Origin of the sequence: Streptomyces cinereospinus, from assembly GCF_042430725.1 — a bacterium.
GTDB lineage: Bacteria > Actinomycetota > Actinomycetes > Streptomycetales > Streptomycetaceae > Streptomyces > Streptomyces cinereospinus.
On sequence record NZ_JBHMCY010000013.1, the window covers coordinates 67141 to 82013 of the forward strand.

A 14873-nucleotide genomic window follows, 5' to 3' on the forward strand; every position below is an offset into this window, starting at 1 on the left:
GGTCGCACATCCGATCGGCTGGGTGGAGGGACGGGGTAAGCCTGTGGATAACTCCTGCGCTGTCGGTGCGGGCGCCTATCGTGGACGCAGTGGTCGAGATGCGACGTACGGGGGCACGGCGATGGGCGGGACAGGCGGGGTAGGTGGCATGACGGCGGTGGCGGACAGTGAGGCGCTCGCTGCGCTCCACAGGGTCTTCGGGTACGAGGCCTTCCGGGGGGAGCAGGAAGCGGTCATCGAGCATGTGGTGGCCGGTGGCGACGCCGTCGTACTCATGCCGACCGGTGGCGGCAAGTCGCTCTGCTACCAGATCCCGGCCCTGGTCAGGCCCGGTACGGGCATCGTCGTCTCGCCCCTGATCGCGCTGATGCAGGACCAGGTGGACGCGCTGCGGGCGCTGGGCGTGCGCGCCGGGTTCGTCAACTCCACGCAGGACTTCGACGAGCGGCGCGTGGTGGAGGCGGAGTTCCTCGCCGGCGAGCTGGACCTGCTGTATCTGGCGCCGGAGCGGCTGCGGCTCGACGCCACGCTGGATCTGCTGTCGCGCGGGAAGATCTCCGTCTTCGCGATCGACGAGGCGCACTGCGTGTCCCAGTGGGGGCACGACTTCCGCCCCGACTACCTGACGCTGTCGCTCCTCGGTGAGCGCTGGCCCGACGTGCCGCGGATCGCGCTCACGGCGACCGCCACACGGGCCACCCACCAGGAGATCACCGAGCGGCTGAACATGCCGGCGGCCCGGCACTTCGTGGCGAGCTTCGACCGGCCCAACATCCAGTACCGGATCGTGCCGAAGGCTGACCCCAAGAAGCAGCTGCTGGGCTTCCTGCGCGAGGAGCACGCGGGTGACGCCGGGATCGTGTACTGCCTGTCGCGCAAGTCGGTGGAGTCGACGGCCGAATTCCTGACCCGGAACGGCGTCGAGGCCGTGCCGTACCACGCGGGTCTGGACGCGGGCACGCGCGCGGCGCACCAGTCCCGGTTTCTGCGGGAGGACGGCCTGGTGGTCGTCGCGACGATCGCCTTCGGGATGGGCATCGACAAGCCGGACGTGCGGTTCGTGGCCCACCTGGACCTGCCGAAGTCGGTGGAGGGGTACTACCAGGAGACCGGCCGTGCCGGACGGGACGGCCTGCCGTCGACGGCCTGGATGGCGTACGGCCTCAACGACGTCATCCAGCAGCGCAAGCTGATCCAGTCGGGCGAGGGCGACGAGGCGTTCCGGCGCCGGGCCGCCGCCCACCTGGACGCGATGCTCGCGCTGTGCGAGACCGCCCAGTGCCGCCGGGGCCAGCTGCTCGCCTACTTCGGCCAGGACCCGGACGCGGCGGCCGGCTGCGGCAACTGCGACACCTGTCTGACGCCGCCGGAGACCTGGGACGGCACCATCGCTGCGCAGAAGGCGCTGTCGACGGTGGTGCGGTTGCAGCGGGAGCGGGGGCAGAAGTTCGGTGCGGTGCAGATCGTCGACATCCTGCTGGGCAAGCGCACCGCCAAGGTGATCCAGTTCGACCACGACCAGCTCTCCGTGTTCGGCATCGGCCAGGACCTCACCGAGGGTGAATGGCGGGGCGTGATACGGCAGTTGCTGGCGCAGGGACTCCTCGCGGTCGAGGGGGAGTACGGCACGCTGGTGCTGACCGAGGCCAGCGGCGCGGTGCTGCGGCGGGAGCGGGAGGTGCCGCTGCGCAAGGAGCCCAAGAAGCCGGTGGCCTCGCGGTCGGGTTCGTCCCCCGCCGGCCGGGCCGAGCGCAGGCCGAAGGCCGCGGCCGCCGAGCTGCCCCAGGAACTGCTGCCCGCCTTCGAGGCACTGCGCGCCTGGCGCGCCGAGCAGGCCCGCGAGCAGGGCGTCCCGGCGTACGTCATCTTCCACGACGCCACCCTGCGCGAGATCGCCACGGTGTGGCCCCGGTCGGTCGCCGAGCTCGGTGGCCTCGGCGGGGTCGGCGAGAAGAAGCTGGCGACGTACGGGGAGGGCGTGCTGGCGGTTCTGGCCGCCCTGGGCGGCCCGCCCGGCTCGGCGGTACCGGCGCCGAGCCCCGCCGCGGACCCGGGCGCGCCCGACCGGCCCGAGCCGGACGCCGAGCCGGAGCCGGAGCCGGACGACTGGATGTAGCCGGCCCGGTGCGCGGCCGCGTCGGCTTCCCCTAAGACAGTGCCGTCAGGCCGGGGGCGAACGTGATCAGCAGGGGCAGCAACGGCACCAGGGCCGCCGCCGTCGTGGTCAGGGCCCGGTGTCTGCGGCCGAGCCGGGCGGGGGGCTCCAGGAGGCGGTCCACGCGTTCGCCCAGCAGGCGGCGGCTGGAGGCGCAGGACAGCACGCCCCGGTGCTGGTTCAGCTCGATCAGGGCCAGGGCCGTGGTCAGGTGGCCGCAGCGGCGGGAGGCCGTGTCGTCGGCGGCGAGTTCGACCAGGCGGTGGGTCTGGTCGCAGAAGTGGGCGAAGAGGGGGATGCGCGGGAAGCCGGTGGCCAGTGCCGAGGACAGGTGCAGCAGCCAGTCGTGGCGGGCGCGGGCGTGGCCGCGCTCATGGGTGAGGACCGCGTCGAGCTGGTGACCGGTGAGCCGGTGCAGCGCCCCGGTGGTGACGATCAGCTGCGGCGGGCTGCCCGGCATCCACCAGGCGTCGGGGTACTCGTCCTCCAGGACCAGCAGCGGGCCGCGGGCGGCGGGCAGGCCGGCCGGCAGGTCGGGGGCGCGCTCCCGCAGGTGCGCGCGGGCCAGGGCGCGGCGGCGGCGCGCCTCGACCAGCTCGCGGGCGAGCATCGTGGTCGTCCAGGCCGCGCCGCAGGCCAGCAGCACGGTGAGGACGGCCGCCCAGGGCGGGGCGGTGGACAGGTCGTACGCCGCGGTCACGGCCGGCGGGGCCGGGGCGAACAACTGGGCGCGGACCGTGCCGAAGACGGCGGCGGCGCCCAGGGCGAGAGCCGTCAGACAGCACAGCAGGACGGTGGCGACCAGGCACTGCCACACCCACAGCGCGACCACCGGTTCCCGCTCGGGCCACGCGGCCCGGGTCAGCGTGCGCGGGACGGGGACGGCGGCCGTCACCGCGAGAACGCTCAGCAGGAGCAGGCAGACGGTCATGCCACGGGCTCCGGTTCCTGGTCGGAAGAGAGGCGGCTGGGGGCGGTCGGCTGTGCGGGCGGCTGCGGTGCGCCCGAAGGCCGCGTGGAGCACGGCAAGCGCACCGCCCGTCACCCAGTATGACGGCGACGGGCGGTGTGAGTCAGCGGTTGGGAAGGAACGGACGTGACGCCGAAGGCAGCCGCCGCGCTCAGTCCTGGAGCCGCTCCGCGTCGACCCGCTCCGCCACCACCCGCCCCGTGACCTCGCCGAGCCCCACGCGCACGCCGCCCGCTCCCGGGGCCCACGCCGTCATCGTCACGACGTCGCCGTCCTCCAGGTAGGTCCGCTTGCCGTCGGGGAGTTCGAGGGCGTCCCGGCCGTTCCAGGTCAGTTCCAGAAGGGAGCCGCGCTGGTGCTCGGCCGGGCCGCTGACCGTGCCCGAGCCGTAGAGGTCACCGGTGCGCAGGGAGGCGCCGTTGACGGTCATGTGGGCCAGTTGCTGGGCGGCGGTCCAGTACATGGTGGAGAAGGGGGGTTCGGAGACGACATGGCCGTTGAGGGCCACGGAGATGCGCAGGTCGTAGCCGCCGGGCTCCTCGTCGGCGTCGTCCAGGTACGGCAGCAGGGGGTGCGTCCGCCCGGGCGGGGCCACCCGTGCCTCGTCCAGGGCGTCCAGCGGGGTGATCCAGGCCGACACCGAGGTGGCGAAGGACTTGCCGAGGAACGGGCCGAGGGGGACGTACTCCCAGGCCTGGATGTCGCGGGCGGACCAGTCGTTGAGGAGGCACAGCCCGAAGACGTGGTCGCGGAAGCCGGACAGCGGCACGGGCGTGCCCATCGCCGACGGGACGCCGACCACGAAGCCGACCTCGGCCTCGATGTCCAGCCGGGCGGACGGGCCGAAGACCGGGGCGGCACCGGCCGGGGCCGTGCGCTGGCCGCCGGGGCGCACGACGTCCGTTCCGGAGACGACGACCGTGCCGGAGCGTCCGTGGTAACCGATCGGCAGGTGCTTCCAGTTGGGGGTGAGGGAGTCGGCTGCGTCGGGGCGGAAGATCCGGCCGACGTTCCGGGCGTGGTTCTCGGACGCGTAGAAGTCGACGTAGTCCGCGACCTCGAAAGGAAGGTGCAGGGTGACCGAGTCGAGGGGGTGCACCAGGGGCGCGAGGGTCTCGCGGTGGGACGGCACGGTGACCCAGGCGGTGAGCGCCCGCCGGACGTCCGACCAGGCGGTGCGGCCCGCGGCGAGCAGCGGGTTGAGGGACGGACGGGCCAGCAGCTCGGCGTACGGGGAACCGAGCGCCAGCGCGGCCGCGCCGGCGTCCAGGACGTGGTCGCCGAGGCGGACACCCACCGTCCGTTCCGCGGATCCGGCGGGTGAGAAGACGCCGTACGGAAGGTTGTGCGGACCGAAGAGGTCGTCCTCGGGGACATCGAAGAGGGGCATGGGGTGCTGCCTCACTTTCGTACGTGCGGTCCATGCGGTCGCGGATCACGTTACGGCGGTGGTCCCCCTCGTGGGCAGTGCCTCACCTGTGGGGAAGGTCCGTTATGCCCGGACAGCGGCCTGGCGCGCGTCCTCCCGTTCGGCACCACGGTCACGGAGCGGGCGGCCGGTGGCGCCCCGTGGGGGTGAAAAGCGGACAGCAGGACGGTAGTTGAGGGCGAACGGCGAGGGGCGCGGGGTCCGTATTCTCTGATCATGGCCGCACCCATCGCATATGCCGCGCGCACCGCGTACGCGCGCACCGAGTACGCCCTCATCGCCACCGACCTGGACGGCACGCTGCTCCGCGGCGACGACACGGTCTCCGACCGGTCGCTCGCCGCGCTCGCGCGGATCTCGGCGGCCGGTGCCCGGCATCTGGTGGTGACCGGACGGCCGGCACCGAGGGTGCGGCCGCTGCTGGAGCTCCTCGGTGGTGGGGGGCTCGCGGTGTGCGGGCAGGGCGCGCAGTTGTACGACGCCGGCGCGGACCGTCTGCTGTGGTCCGTCACGCTGGACCGGGAGCTCGCCGAGACCGCTCTGGGCAAGATCGAGGCCGAGGCCGGCCGGGTGTACGCGGCCGTCGACCAGGACGGCGTCGACGGGCTGACGCTCATCGAGCCGGGGTACCTGATGCCGCACCCCACGCTGCCCGCGGTGCGCATCGACCGCCGCGACGACCTGTGGTGCGCGCCGATCAGCAAGGTGCTGCTGCGCCATCCGGCGCTGTCCGACGACGCGTTGGCGGCGGTGGCCCGCTCGGTGGTCGGTTCGCTGGCCACCGTCACCATGTCGGGGCCGGGCACGGTCGAGCTCCAGCCGTGCGGCGTCACCAAGGCGACGGGACTGGCGCTGGCCGCCCGGCATCTGGGCCTGAGCCCGGAACGGACCATCGCCTTCGGGGACATGCCCAACGACATCCCGATGTTCGACTGGGCGGCGCGCGGTGTCGCCATGGCCAACGCCCATCCCGAACTCAGGGCGGTGGCCGACGAGATCACCCTGTCGAACGAGGACGACGGCGTCGCCGCCGTCCTCGAACGTCTGCTGGCCGGGGCCGGCCACGGGGACCGCTCCGACGCCGGCCGCGAAGCCCGCTACGCGGCGCGGTGCGCGGTCCCGTACGCCGGGGCCGCCCCCGGCGGCGAGGCTCAGTACGGGCCGAAGACGTTGTCGATCGAGCCGTAGCGGTCGGCCGCGTAGTTGCAGGCGGCGGTGATGTTCGAGACCGGGTTGTAGGGGTCGTACACCGTGCCGGGCACGTGGTACGCCGCGAAGGTCGGGTCGATGACCTGGAGCAGCCCCTTCGACGGGGTGCCGGCGGCGGCGTTGGAGTCCCAGTTGTTGATGGCGTACGGGTTGCCGGACGACTCGCGCATGATGTTGCGGTAGATGCCGTCGTAGGTCCCCGGGATGCCGTGCTGCGCCATGATGGCGAGCGACTCGCGGATCCAGCCGTCGAGGTTGTTCGGGTACGTCGTCGCGGTGGCCGCGGCGGGGACGGCCGCGGGGGTGGCTGCGGAGGCGCCGGTGGCCCCGATCAGCGGGAGCGCGAGCACGGCCACGCCGGTTCCGGCGACGGCGAGCTTGCGGGCGATACGGGAGCGGCGGGGCTGACCGTTTGCAGGCATGGGGGATGTCCTCTCCGGCGCCTGCGAGGTGAGCTGTCGGGTTCGGGCGGGGAGGTGCCCGGTCGCACTGTGCGGGTGCGACTTGACCCCGAGCCGCTCCGGGTGTCGTGGGGTACGACGTCCGGACCGGCGGCCTACCTGGTTCCCCCGCTCCTGCCGTGCGGTGAGTGAGTTCGTCATGAAGGGGTGCGGGCGGCGGCAGGATTCGGCGTTCCGCCCGACAGGCCGGGAACGTATGCGAGAGCACATGTCCGGAACAAGTGGTCGATTCGCTTATTGCGCGTTTTGATCTTCGAAAGACCTGTTTGCCGTGCTTGATCCTTTTCGGTCGGCAACGGTCAACTCGACCGTGTGCAAAGGTGGATCGCCGGACGCGTGCGAGGCCCGCGTGAAGGTGCCCGCGTGAGCCAAGTCACGTACATGCAGAAGAGCGGCAAATCGGGCAATGAGCCCAAGTCCTGCTCAACCGGCGGCCCGTGGGCGGGTGGCAGGTGGAGGCCGGCGTCCGGCCGCCGCCGCGAGCGGGCCGGCGGCGGGGGCGGAACCTCCCCGGTGGTGCGCGTCGTTGTCGTAGCGGTCGCCCGCGGCGCGGACCGTGGCGGCCGCGGTCGCCCGCGGGCGGCTCCGGGCCGGACGGACCCGCCGGTGATCGGGGGTCACGCGTGCGCGTACGGCCGCGCGCCGCCGGGCGGCGGGATGCGGAGGTCCTCGTGAGTCGTCTCGCGGGGGGAGGGCGTATGAATGGGCATGAGCATGACTCAGGGGGGCGGCTTCGGCGGACGGGCGGCGGAGCGGGTGGGCCGCCGGCCGCGGTGGGGGGCGATACGCGGCAAGGGTCGCCCGTTCTGACTAAGTCAGGAAATAATTGCTCATATCACTCATATCAACCGATCAAAAAACATACCCGCTGTGATCCCATACCGCCCGAGGTGTAACGGTGGGCGGCCTCGGTGATCGAAACATGACCGGATACGCTGACTTGAGTGAAGGCAGCGACCTATCGACATTCCACGTAATCGCCAGTAGACACCAGCAGACAGGAGACCCCACGTGACCGTCGTCGGGCCGTTCGGGCTGAGCGTGCGGGACCAGGCTCTGGAAGCCGATGTCCAGGCCGGATTGGCGGCTGTCGAGGAAGGGCTGCTCGAGGCCACCAAGAGCGAGGTCCCGTTCATCACGGAGGCCGCGCAGCACCTGGTGCGGGCCGGCGGGAAGCGGTTCCGGCCGCTGCTCGTGATGCTCGCCGCCCGGTTCGGCGATCCCTACGCGCCCGGCATCGTGCCCTCCGCCGTGGTCGTGGAGCTGACCCACCTCGCGACGCTGTACCACGACGACGTGATGGACGAGGCCACGGTACGGCGCGGCGTGCCGAGCGCGAACGTCCGCTGGGGCAATTCCGTCGCGGTCCTCACGGGCGACTTCCTGTTCGCCCGCGCCTCGCACATCCTGGCCGACCTCGGGCCCGAGGCGGTGCGGGTGCAGGCCGAGGCGTTCGAACGGCTGGTGACCGGGCAGATCCTGGAGACCGCGGGCCCCTCGGACGGCCGGGACCCGGTCGATCACTACCTCGACGTGCTCGCCGGCAAGACCGGATCGCTGGTGGCGGTCTCGTGCCGGTTCGGCGCCCTGATGTCCGGGGCCGACGAGTCGGTGGTGGACGTACTCACCCAGTACGGGGAGCGGCTGGGCGTCGCCTTCCAGCTCGCGGACGACGTGCTGGACATCGCCTCCGACTCCCACGAGTCCGGCAAGACCCCGGGGACCGACCTGCGCGAGGGCATCCCGACGATGCCCGTGCTGCGGCTGCGGGAGCGGGCGGCCCGGCTGGGGCTGGCCGAGGACGTGGCGCTGTGCGAGCTGCTCGCCTCCGACCTGACCGACGACGCGCGGCACGCGCAGGCGCTGGCCGCGCTGCGGGCGCACCCGGCGCTGGAGCAGGCGCGGCGGGACACCGTGCGGTTCGCGGAGGAGGCGCGGGCGGCGCTCGCCCCGCTGCCCGAGTGCGACGTCAAGGCCGCGCTCACCGAGCTGTGCGACGCCGTGGTGCACCGGGCCGGTTAGCCGTACCGGCCGTCCCGCGCGGGTGAAGGACCGGGCCGGCGCCCCCGACCCCCAGCGGTTCTCCGGACCCCCGGCCGTTCTCCAGCCCAGCGGTTCCCCCGGCCCCTCGGCCGGGGGAACCGCTGCGGGCCGGCCGAACCCCTACGGGTCGAGGGCGGCCGCCGTCCCGTCGTGTCATACCGCAGCAGTACGCGGAGTTGGCACCCCGGTCTGACGCTTGTCGCCGTCCGATTTGGTCATATGGAGACCACGGAACACACCACTCCTCACCGATCCGGGTGAGAATGGCGGCTCGGGGTGGACCCATGCGGGGACGTGACGAGACAGCCGCCGCCGACGACGGAGGTAGGGCACAGATGGCACCGTACGAATCCGACGACACCACGGCCGTGGCGGGCGCGGACGAACTGCGCGCGGCACGGCGGCGCAAGGCCGCACGGTACGTCGTCCCGGCGGCGGTCCTGGGGGTGGCGGCGGGCACCATCGGGCTCGTCCCGGCGATGGCCGACTCCGGCAGCCCCGACCTGCCGAAGATCAGCGCGCAGGAACTCATCGAGAAGATCGCCGCGTCGGACGCGCAGCAGCTGTCCGGCACGGTGAGGATCAGCACCGATCTGGGGCTGCCCGACCTGGGCGGCCTGGAGACCGACCTGATGTCCGGGGCGGCCGCGTCCGGCGGCGAGGGCTCCGCCGCCGACCCGTCGGCCAAGCTCACCGAGCTGGCCTCCGGCACGCACACCCTGCGTGTCGCCGCCGACGGCCCCGACCGGCAGAAGGTGTCGCTGCTGGAGGACGCCGCCGAGTACAGCCTGATCCGCAACGGCAAGGACGTCTGGGGCTACGACAGCGCGTCCAACGAGGTCTACCACGGCACCGCCGCCGAGGGCGCCGGGCAGCGCGAGGAGACGACGGCCCCGGCCACGCCGCGCGAGCTCACCGAGGAGGCGCTGAAGGCGGTCGACGACACCACGTCGGTGACCGTCGACGGCACCGCGCAGGTCGCCGGCCGCGACGCCTACAAGCTGCTCGTCGAGCCGAAGCAGCCGGGTTCCACGGTGGGTGCGATCAGCGTGGCGGTGGACGCCGCGACCGGCCTGCCGCTGAAGTTCACCCTCACCCCGGCGAGCGGCGGGGCCGCCGTGGTGGACGCGGGCTTCACGCAGGTCAGCTTCGCCAAGCCGGCCGCGTCGACCTTCGACTTCACCCCGCCGCAGGGCGCGAAGGTGACCGAGGAGGGCAGCGCGGAGGCGCCGGAGCACTCGCTCAGGCCCGAGGAGAAGGACGTCGCCGAGGGCCTGGAGGGGCTGAACGTCATCGGTGAGGGCTGGACCTCCGTCGCCGTCCTCGACTCCGGCGCCGAGGGCACGCCCTCCGGGGCCGAGCGCGGCGGCATGGGCGACGCGGGCGCCCTGGGCGGCTTCCTGGGCTCCCTGGGCGACGAGGTGAACGGCACGTTCGGCTCGGGCACGGTCTTCACGACCCGCCTGGTCAACGCGCTGATCACGGACGACGGCACGGTCTACGTCGGCGCCGTCACCAAGGACGCGCTGGTGAAGGCGGCCGACTCGGGGCAGTGAGTGGGATGAGGGGCGCCGGCTCCGGGCGGTGGGCCCGGGTCCGGCGCCGGGGGTGAGTCCGGTACGCGTACGACGCATCGGGGGAGCGCATGGACGAGCCGTCCGCCACGGGAGTGCTGGGGCACGCCGAGGGTGAGGGCGTCATCCACACCCGCGCGCTGACCAAGCGCTACCGCGGCGGACAGCTCGCCGTCGACGGCCTGGACCTGACCGTGCCCGCGGGCAGCGTCTTCGGCTTCCTCGGCCCGAACGGCTCCGGCAAGACCACCACCATCCGCATGCTGATGGGCCTGATCGAGCCCACGTCGGGCACGGCACGGGTGCTGGGCCACCCCATGCCCCGGGCCACCCGCGCCGTGCTCCCGCACGTGGGCGCCCTCATCGAGGGCCCGGCCCTGTACGGCTTCCTCACCGGCCGGGACAACCTCCTGCGGTACGACTCCGCCGACCCGTCCGCCGACCCCCGCACCCGGCGGGCCCGGGTCGCGGCGGCGCTGGACCGGGTGGGGCTGGCGGCGGCGGCGGGCAAGAAGGCCAGGGCGTACTCGCTCGGCATGAAACAGCGGCTCGGCCTGGCGGCCGCGTTGCTCCGGCCGCGCCGGCTGCTCGTCCTCGACGAGCCGACCAACGGGCTGGACCCGCAGGGCATGCGGGAGATCCGCGCCCTGGTCCGGGAGCTGGCCTCCGACGGCACGACCGTGTTCCTCTCCTCCCACCTCCTGGACGAGATCGAGCAGGTCTGCACGCACGCGGCGGTGATGGCGCGGGGCCGGCTGATCGCCCAGGGCGCGGTGGCGGACCTGGCGGCGCGGACGCGGGGCCGGCTGGTGGTGACCACGCCGGACACCGGTGACGCGGCCCGGGTGCTGAAGGAACGCGGGGTCGGCGACGTGACCGTGACCGAGGACCGGGTCGCCGGGGAGCCCCCGGAGGGGGAACTCGCGGAGCTGACCGCCGCGTTGGTGGCGGCGGGCGTGCGCGTCCGCGGCTTCGGGGTGGAACGGGCGTCCCTGGAGGACGCGTTCGTGGCGCTGACCGGGGAGGGCTTCGATGTCGCGGGCTGAGGTCGTGGAGGCCCGTCCCGGCCCGCTGTGGACCTTCGGTCTGCTGCGCGGCGAGCTGGTCGCCACCTTCCGGCGCTGGCGCACCCTGGCGCTGCTCGGCGTGCTGGCCGCCGTCCCCGTCCTGGTCGGCGTCGCCGTGCGGATCGAGACCGGCGACGGCTCGTCCGTCGCGGACGGCGGTGGCGGCGCGGGCCCGGCGTTCATCACGCAGATCACCAACAACGGGCTGTTCCTGGTCTTCACCGCCCTCGCCGCGACCCTGCCGTTCTTCCTGCCGATGGCCGTCGGCGTGGTCGCGGGCGACGCGATAGCCGGCGAGGCGAACGCCGGGACCCTGCGCTACCTCCTGGTCGCCCCGGCCGGCCGTACCCGTCTGCTGCTCACCAAGTACGCGACCACCATGGCCTTCTGCCTGGCGGCCACCCTGGTCGTCGCCGTCTCGGCGCTGGCCGTCGGGGCGCTGCTGTTCCCGCTGGGCGACCTGACGACCATCTCCGGCACCCGCATCGGCTTCGCCGAGGGCCTGGCCAGAGCCCTGCTGATCGCCCTGGTGGTCGCCGCCTCACTGACCGGCGTCGCGGCGCTCGGCCTGTTCGTCTCGACGCTGACCAACAGCGGTGTCGCGGCGATGGCGACGACCGTGGGGCTGCTGATCACCGTGCAGATCCTCGACCAGATACCACAACTGCACGCGATACAGCCCTACCTCTTCTCCCACCACTGGCTGTCCTTCGCCGACCTGATGCGCGAGCCGGTCTACTGGGACGGCCTGCGACGCAACCTCGGCCTGCAGGCCCTCTACGCGGTCGTGTTCGGCTCGGCGGCGTGGGCGCGGTTCACGACGAAGGACATCACCTCGTAGCGGCCGGGTCAGCGGTCTCGTAGGGGAACCGGGCGAGCGGTGCCTCCCGCGCGAAGAACGTCTTGGCGCGGGTCAGGGCCTCGGCGTCCTTCAGTACGTCGCCGGGCTTGCTGCCGTTGCCCAGCAGGACCCCGCCGAAGCGCATCCCCAGGTACGCGGCCGAGTTGTTGAGGGTGCCGATCAGCGGGTCGGCGACCTCGGTCTCCTCGTCCGCGAGCGCGGTGACGCCCCACAGGGTGCGGCCGGCCAGCGTCTTCCGGAAGTCCAGGCCGGGCGTGCGCAGCCAGCCCGACCAGTAGTCGAGGTAGCGCTTGGCGTGGGCGGAGACCGAGTACCAGTAGAGCGGGGAGGCGATCACGATGTCCGTCGCGGCCAGCGTGGCGTCGAGCAGCAGGGCGACGTCGCCCTCGGTGGGGCGGACGTGGTCGCTGTCGTGCCGGAGGTCCTCGAAGTCGGGCAGCGGGTGCGCGGCGAGGCCGATCCACCGCTGCTCGACGTCGGCGGGGAGCTGCTCGGCGGCCGCGCGGGCCAGCAGTTCGGTGTTGCCGTCGCTGCGGCTGCTGCCCAGGACGAACAGGAAGCGTCGGGTCATGGTGTCCCCCAGTGGATTCCGGATGCGCGCCTACGGTCGTTTGATGCATGTGCAGTGTATGCAGATACATGTACGTGGAGTCCAGTGCCCGATGCCCCAGGGGCAGGCTCAGCGCACCGTCGAGGTCAGCCGGATCAGGTCCTGCGTCTCGCGCGGCGGGCGTCCGCCCAGCTCGCCCAGCCGCCAGGCGGGCACCCACGGCACCCGGTACACGTCGATGACCGACTCGATGCGCCGGACCTGCTGGGCGAGCGGCCGCGGCAGCCGTCCCGGCGCGTCCGCGACCAGCACGACGGCGTCCAGGTCGAGCCCGGCCGGGACCTGCCCGCGCCGGAACACCTTCAGGGCGTGGACGACGCGGGCCAGCCCGGTCGCGTGGGTGCGGGCGACGAGCAGCACCGACGGGGGGTCGGCGGGGCCGGGCCAGTCGCGCCCGCAGTCCTGACCGCCGTACACCGCGGCGAGCGTGGAGGCGCCCGAACCGCCGTGCGTGCCGACCCAGGAGAAGCGCCGGACGGTGCTGGGGGAAGCGGGGGCGGGCCGCGGTGCCGGTGCCGCGGCCACCGGTCCGCGGATCCAGACCTCCGGTCCCCGTGGTGCGTCCGTCCGCATGCCCGCTCCTCTCCGCCGTCGCCCCGGCGTTCGCCGTCTTCCGATCTTCGCGTGACGGCGGAGCGCCACGGCACGGGGGTGCCGGGTGTTGGGACGAGGCTGTGACGCCTCGGTGACGCGTGGATCGTGCGGAAGCGGTGAGACTCGGCAGTAGGGTCCGCCGAGGCGTGGACGCCGGGCGAGTGAGGGAACCGATGGGTCGAGCAGGCCGCGACAAGAAGCGGGAACAGCAGCACCGGACCGCGGGCGCGGTGATCGACGTCCGCGTGCCCGGGCCGGAACAGGGGGCCGGTGGCGCCTCGATCGGCGGAGTCCCGGTCGGGCCCGTGCCCGGCGAGGAGCTCCAGCGGACGGTGCTGAACCATCTCCACCGCATCGCCCTCGCCACCGGCCGGCCCGTCCTCGCCACGGTCCACGACGAGCGGATCGGGTACGTCGTACCGCTCCAGGTTCACCCGGACGGGTCGAGTTGCTTCACGTCCGAGCCCGTGCGCACGGACTCGGCACCGGAGGCCGTTCCCGTGCCGCCGCCCCCCTCGCCGCCCGCCCCCGCGGACCCCGCGCCGGCCGGGCGGGACAGCGCGACGCATGTGCTGCGCACGTCGCCGGAGCCCGGGGCGCGGTCCACGCCGGCGTTCCGGCCGGGGGCGGTCGACGAGCCGCAGCCGCTGGGCGAGTTCGGGCCGCCGCCGGTGATGGACGCGCGGTGGCACCCGAAACCGCCGTCCACCCCCGAACCGGAGCCGGAGCCGGCACCGGAGGCGGACCCGGACCCGAAGCCCACCCCGCCCCGCGGCTTCGACGCGGTCGCCGAGGCCATCCTGGCGCCCGCGGACGCCCCGAGCCCCGCCCCCGTCCTGCTCGCCGGGCCCACGGCCCGTATCGGCGAAGCCGTGCAGGCGGGGCGGATCGGCACCGCGGCCGCCCTCGCGGAGCAGGCCCTGGCCGAGGCGTCGGCCACCCTTCCCGCGGACCACCCCGAACTGCTCCGGCTGATCGAACTCACCGCCTATGTCGCCTACCTGGCGGCCGACCCGGTCCGCGCCTTCCGGCTCTCCGTGGGCGCGGCCCGCGTCCACCACCGCGGGCACGACGCGGAGAGCGCCTACGGCACGGTGCAGAGCGCGGCGACGGCCTGGCGGGCCGTGCGCGACCCGGCGCTCGGCCTGGAGCTGGGGCACGAGCTGATCGCCCTGTGGAGCGAGCTGGCCGCGCAGGCCGGTCCGGCGGCCGACGACGCCGAGGAACTCGCCTCGGCCCGCGCCCGCATGGACCGCCTCACCCGGCGGGCGGGCGGAACACCCGGCACCTGAGCGTCCCGCGCCGCACCCGTCCGCGCCGCACCCGGACGTTGCGCACACCGTCCGCCCCGCACCCGTGTCCCTAGTGGACGCAGAACTCGTTCCCCTCCGGGTCGGCCATCACCACCCATTCCCCGCCGGGCTCCGCGACCTCCCGCAGCACGCTCGCCCCGAGTCCGCGCAGCCGCTCCACCTCGTCCGCCCGCCGCCCCCCGGCGGGGTGCAGGTCGAGGTGCAGCCGGTTCTTGCCGGCCTTGGGCTCCGGCACGCGCTTGAACAGCACCCGCCGCCCCAGTCCGGTGCCGCTCTCCTCCTCGTACGGATCGTCCGGATGCCGTACGGCGACCAGGTCCCGGAAGGCCGGGCGGCCGTGGAAGTCCACGGTGGCGGCGGCCGGGAGCGCGCCGAGCGTGAGCAGCCGTTCGATCAGGGCGCTGTTGTCCTCGGTCTCGTACCCCAGTGCGGCGGCCCAGAAGTCGGCCTGGGCGTGCGGGTCGGCGGCGTCGACGACGAGCTTCCAGTGCACGGGTGTGGATGCCTTCTCGCTCATGGGACCAGTCGTACCAGTCGCCGTGGTTCCGCGCGTGAGCGTCGTCGAAAGCGCCGGCCCGTGCCGAGC

13 protein-coding genes and 1 riboswitch are annotated in these 14873 nt (G+C 73.5%); of the genes, 7 read left to right on the forward strand and 6 right to left on the reverse strand.

Annotation, left to right across the window (positions count from 1 at the left end):
* Positions 1-121 precede the first annotated feature (121 nt).
* Complete coding sequence (gene recQ, locus ACFF45_RS09390; RefSeq protein WP_381344485.1) at positions 122-2116, forward strand: DNA helicase RecQ; 1995 nt, start codon at positions 122-124, stop codon at positions 2114-2116.
* 31 nt (positions 2117-2147) lie between these two features.
* On the opposite strand, the gene ACFF45_RS09395 is transcribed toward recQ, so the two are convergent.
* Positions 2148-3086, reverse strand: coding sequence for a M56 family metallopeptidase (locus ACFF45_RS09395; RefSeq protein ID WP_381344487.1), 939 nt, complete (start codon positions 3084-3086; stop codon positions 2148-2150).
* Positions 3087-3276: 190 nt separating this feature from the next.
* Positions 3277-4515 (reverse strand): fumarylacetoacetase, encoded by a 1239-nt coding sequence (gene fahA, locus ACFF45_RS09400; protein WP_381344490.1) that lies wholly within the window; start codon positions 4513-4515, stop codon positions 3277-3279.
* 255 nt (positions 4516-4770) lie between these two features.
* Here fahA and ACFF45_RS09405 point away from each other — a divergent pair, with 255 nt between their 5' ends.
* The gene (locus ACFF45_RS09405; RefSeq protein WP_381344493.1) at positions 4771-5742 is read left to right on the forward strand and encodes an HAD family hydrolase; all 972 of its coding nucleotides are present in this window, start codon (positions 4771-4773) and stop codon (positions 5740-5742) included.
* Here ACFF45_RS09405 and ACFF45_RS09410 read toward each other — a convergent pair.
* The gene (locus ACFF45_RS09410) at positions 5706-6185 is read right to left on the reverse strand and encodes a transglycosylase SLT domain-containing protein (protein WP_381344496.1); all 480 of its coding nucleotides are present in this window, start codon (positions 6183-6185) and stop codon (positions 5706-5708) included. The two genes, ACFF45_RS09405 and ACFF45_RS09410, sit on opposite strands and share 37 nt — an antisense overlap.
* Positions 6186-6190: 5 nt before the next feature.
* Positions 6191-6369, reverse strand: a riboswitch (cyclic di-AMP (ydaO/yuaA leader).
* A gap of 866 nt (positions 6370-7235) precedes the next feature.
* On the opposite strand from ACFF45_RS09410, the gene ACFF45_RS09415 reads away from it, so the two are divergent.
* The 4 genes from ACFF45_RS09415 (at position 7236) to ACFF45_RS09430 (ending at position 11749) form a co-directional block, all read left to right on the forward strand.
* Complete coding sequence (locus ACFF45_RS09415) at positions 7236-8246, forward strand: polyprenyl synthetase family protein (RefSeq protein WP_381344499.1); 1011 nt, start codon at positions 7236-7238, stop codon at positions 8244-8246.
* Positions 8247-8602: 356 nt separating this feature from the next.
* Positions 8603-9823 carry a LolA family protein gene (locus ACFF45_RS09420; RefSeq protein WP_381344502.1) on the forward strand — a complete coding sequence of 407 codons (1221 nt, stop codon included), beginning with the start codon at positions 8603-8605 and terminating at the stop codon, positions 9821-9823.
* An 89-nt stretch (positions 9824-9912) separates the two neighbouring features.
* Positions 9913-10887, forward strand: a complete 975-nt coding sequence (locus tag ACFF45_RS09425) for an ATP-binding cassette domain-containing protein (RefSeq protein WP_381344504.1) — start codon at positions 9913-9915, stop codon at positions 10885-10887.
* Positions 10874-11749: an ABC transporter permease gene (locus tag ACFF45_RS09430; RefSeq protein ID WP_381344507.1), complete on the forward strand. Its 876-nt coding sequence runs from the start codon at positions 10874-10876 to the stop codon at positions 11747-11749. The genes ACFF45_RS09425 and ACFF45_RS09430 overlap by 14 nt, the downstream gene beginning before the upstream one ends.
* Here the strand turns inward: ACFF45_RS09430 and ACFF45_RS09435 are convergent.
* Together ACFF45_RS09435 and ACFF45_RS09440 are read right to left on the reverse strand one after the other, a co-directional pair.
* Positions 11739-12341: a flavodoxin family protein gene (locus ACFF45_RS09435; RefSeq protein WP_381344510.1), complete on the reverse strand. Its 603-nt coding sequence runs from the start codon at positions 12339-12341 to the stop codon at positions 11739-11741. The two genes, ACFF45_RS09430 and ACFF45_RS09435, sit on opposite strands and share 11 nt — an antisense overlap.
* A gap of 108 nt (positions 12342-12449) precedes the next feature.
* Positions 12450-12953: a DUF6668 family protein gene (locus tag ACFF45_RS09440; RefSeq protein ID WP_381344513.1), complete on the reverse strand. Its 504-nt coding sequence runs from the start codon at positions 12951-12953 to the stop codon at positions 12450-12452.
* A gap of 194 nt (positions 12954-13147) precedes the next feature.
* On the opposite strand from ACFF45_RS09440, the gene ACFF45_RS09445 reads away from it, so the two are divergent.
* The gene (locus ACFF45_RS09445; RefSeq protein WP_381344516.1) at positions 13148-14266 is read left to right on the forward strand and encodes a tetratricopeptide repeat protein; all 1119 of its coding nucleotides are present in this window, start codon (positions 13148-13150) and stop codon (positions 14264-14266) included.
* 70 nt (positions 14267-14336) lie between these two features.
* On the opposite strand, the gene ACFF45_RS09450 is transcribed toward ACFF45_RS09445, so the two are convergent.
* Complete coding sequence (locus ACFF45_RS09450; RefSeq protein ID WP_381344519.1) at positions 14337-14804, reverse strand: VOC family protein; 468 nt, start codon at positions 14802-14804, stop codon at positions 14337-14339.
* Positions 14805-14873: the final 69 nt, after the last annotated feature.

Bases quoted from the DNA above. Each gene is read 5' to 3' on its own strand.
- fahA (WP_381344490.1), bottom strand. From the start codon at position 4,515: ATGCCCCTCTTCGATGTCCCCGAGGACGACCTCTTCGGTCCGCACAAC.
- recQ (WP_381344485.1), top strand. From the start codon at position 122: ATGGGCGGGACAGGCGGGGTAGGTGGCATGACGGCGGTGGCGGACAGT.
- ACFF45_RS09405 (WP_381344493.1), top strand. From the start codon at position 4,771: ATGGCCGCACCCATCGCATATGCCGCGCGCACCGCGTACGCGCGCACC.
- ACFF45_RS09410 (WP_381344496.1), bottom strand. From the start codon at position 6,185: ATGCCTGCAAACGGTCAGCCCCGCCGCTCCCGTATCGCCCGCAAGCTC.
- ACFF45_RS09450 (WP_381344519.1), bottom strand. From the start codon at position 14,804: ATGAGCGAGAAGGCATCCACACCCGTGCACTGGAAGCTCGTCGTCGAC.
- ACFF45_RS09445 (WP_381344516.1), top strand. From the start codon at position 13,148: ATGGGTCGAGCAGGCCGCGACAAGAAGCGGGAACAGCAGCACCGGACC.
- ACFF45_RS09435 (WP_381344510.1), bottom strand. From the start codon at position 12,341: ATGACCCGACGCTTCCTGTTCGTCCTGGGCAGCAGCCGCAGCGACGGC.
- ACFF45_RS09430 (WP_381344507.1), top strand. From the start codon at position 10,874: ATGTCGCGGGCTGAGGTCGTGGAGGCCCGTCCCGGCCCGCTGTGGACC.
- ACFF45_RS09440 (WP_381344513.1), bottom strand. From the start codon at position 12,953: ATGCGGACGGACGCACCACGGGGACCGGAGGTCTGGATCCGCGGACCG.
- ACFF45_RS09425 (WP_381344504.1), top strand. From the start codon at position 9,913: ATGGACGAGCCGTCCGCCACGGGAGTGCTGGGGCACGCCGAGGGTGAG.
- ACFF45_RS09395 (WP_381344487.1), bottom strand. From the start codon at position 3,086: ATGACCGTCTGCCTGCTCCTGCTGAGCGTTCTCGCGGTGACGGCCGCC.
- ACFF45_RS09420 (WP_381344502.1), top strand. From the start codon at position 8,603: ATGGCACCGTACGAATCCGACGACACCACGGCCGTGGCGGGCGCGGAC.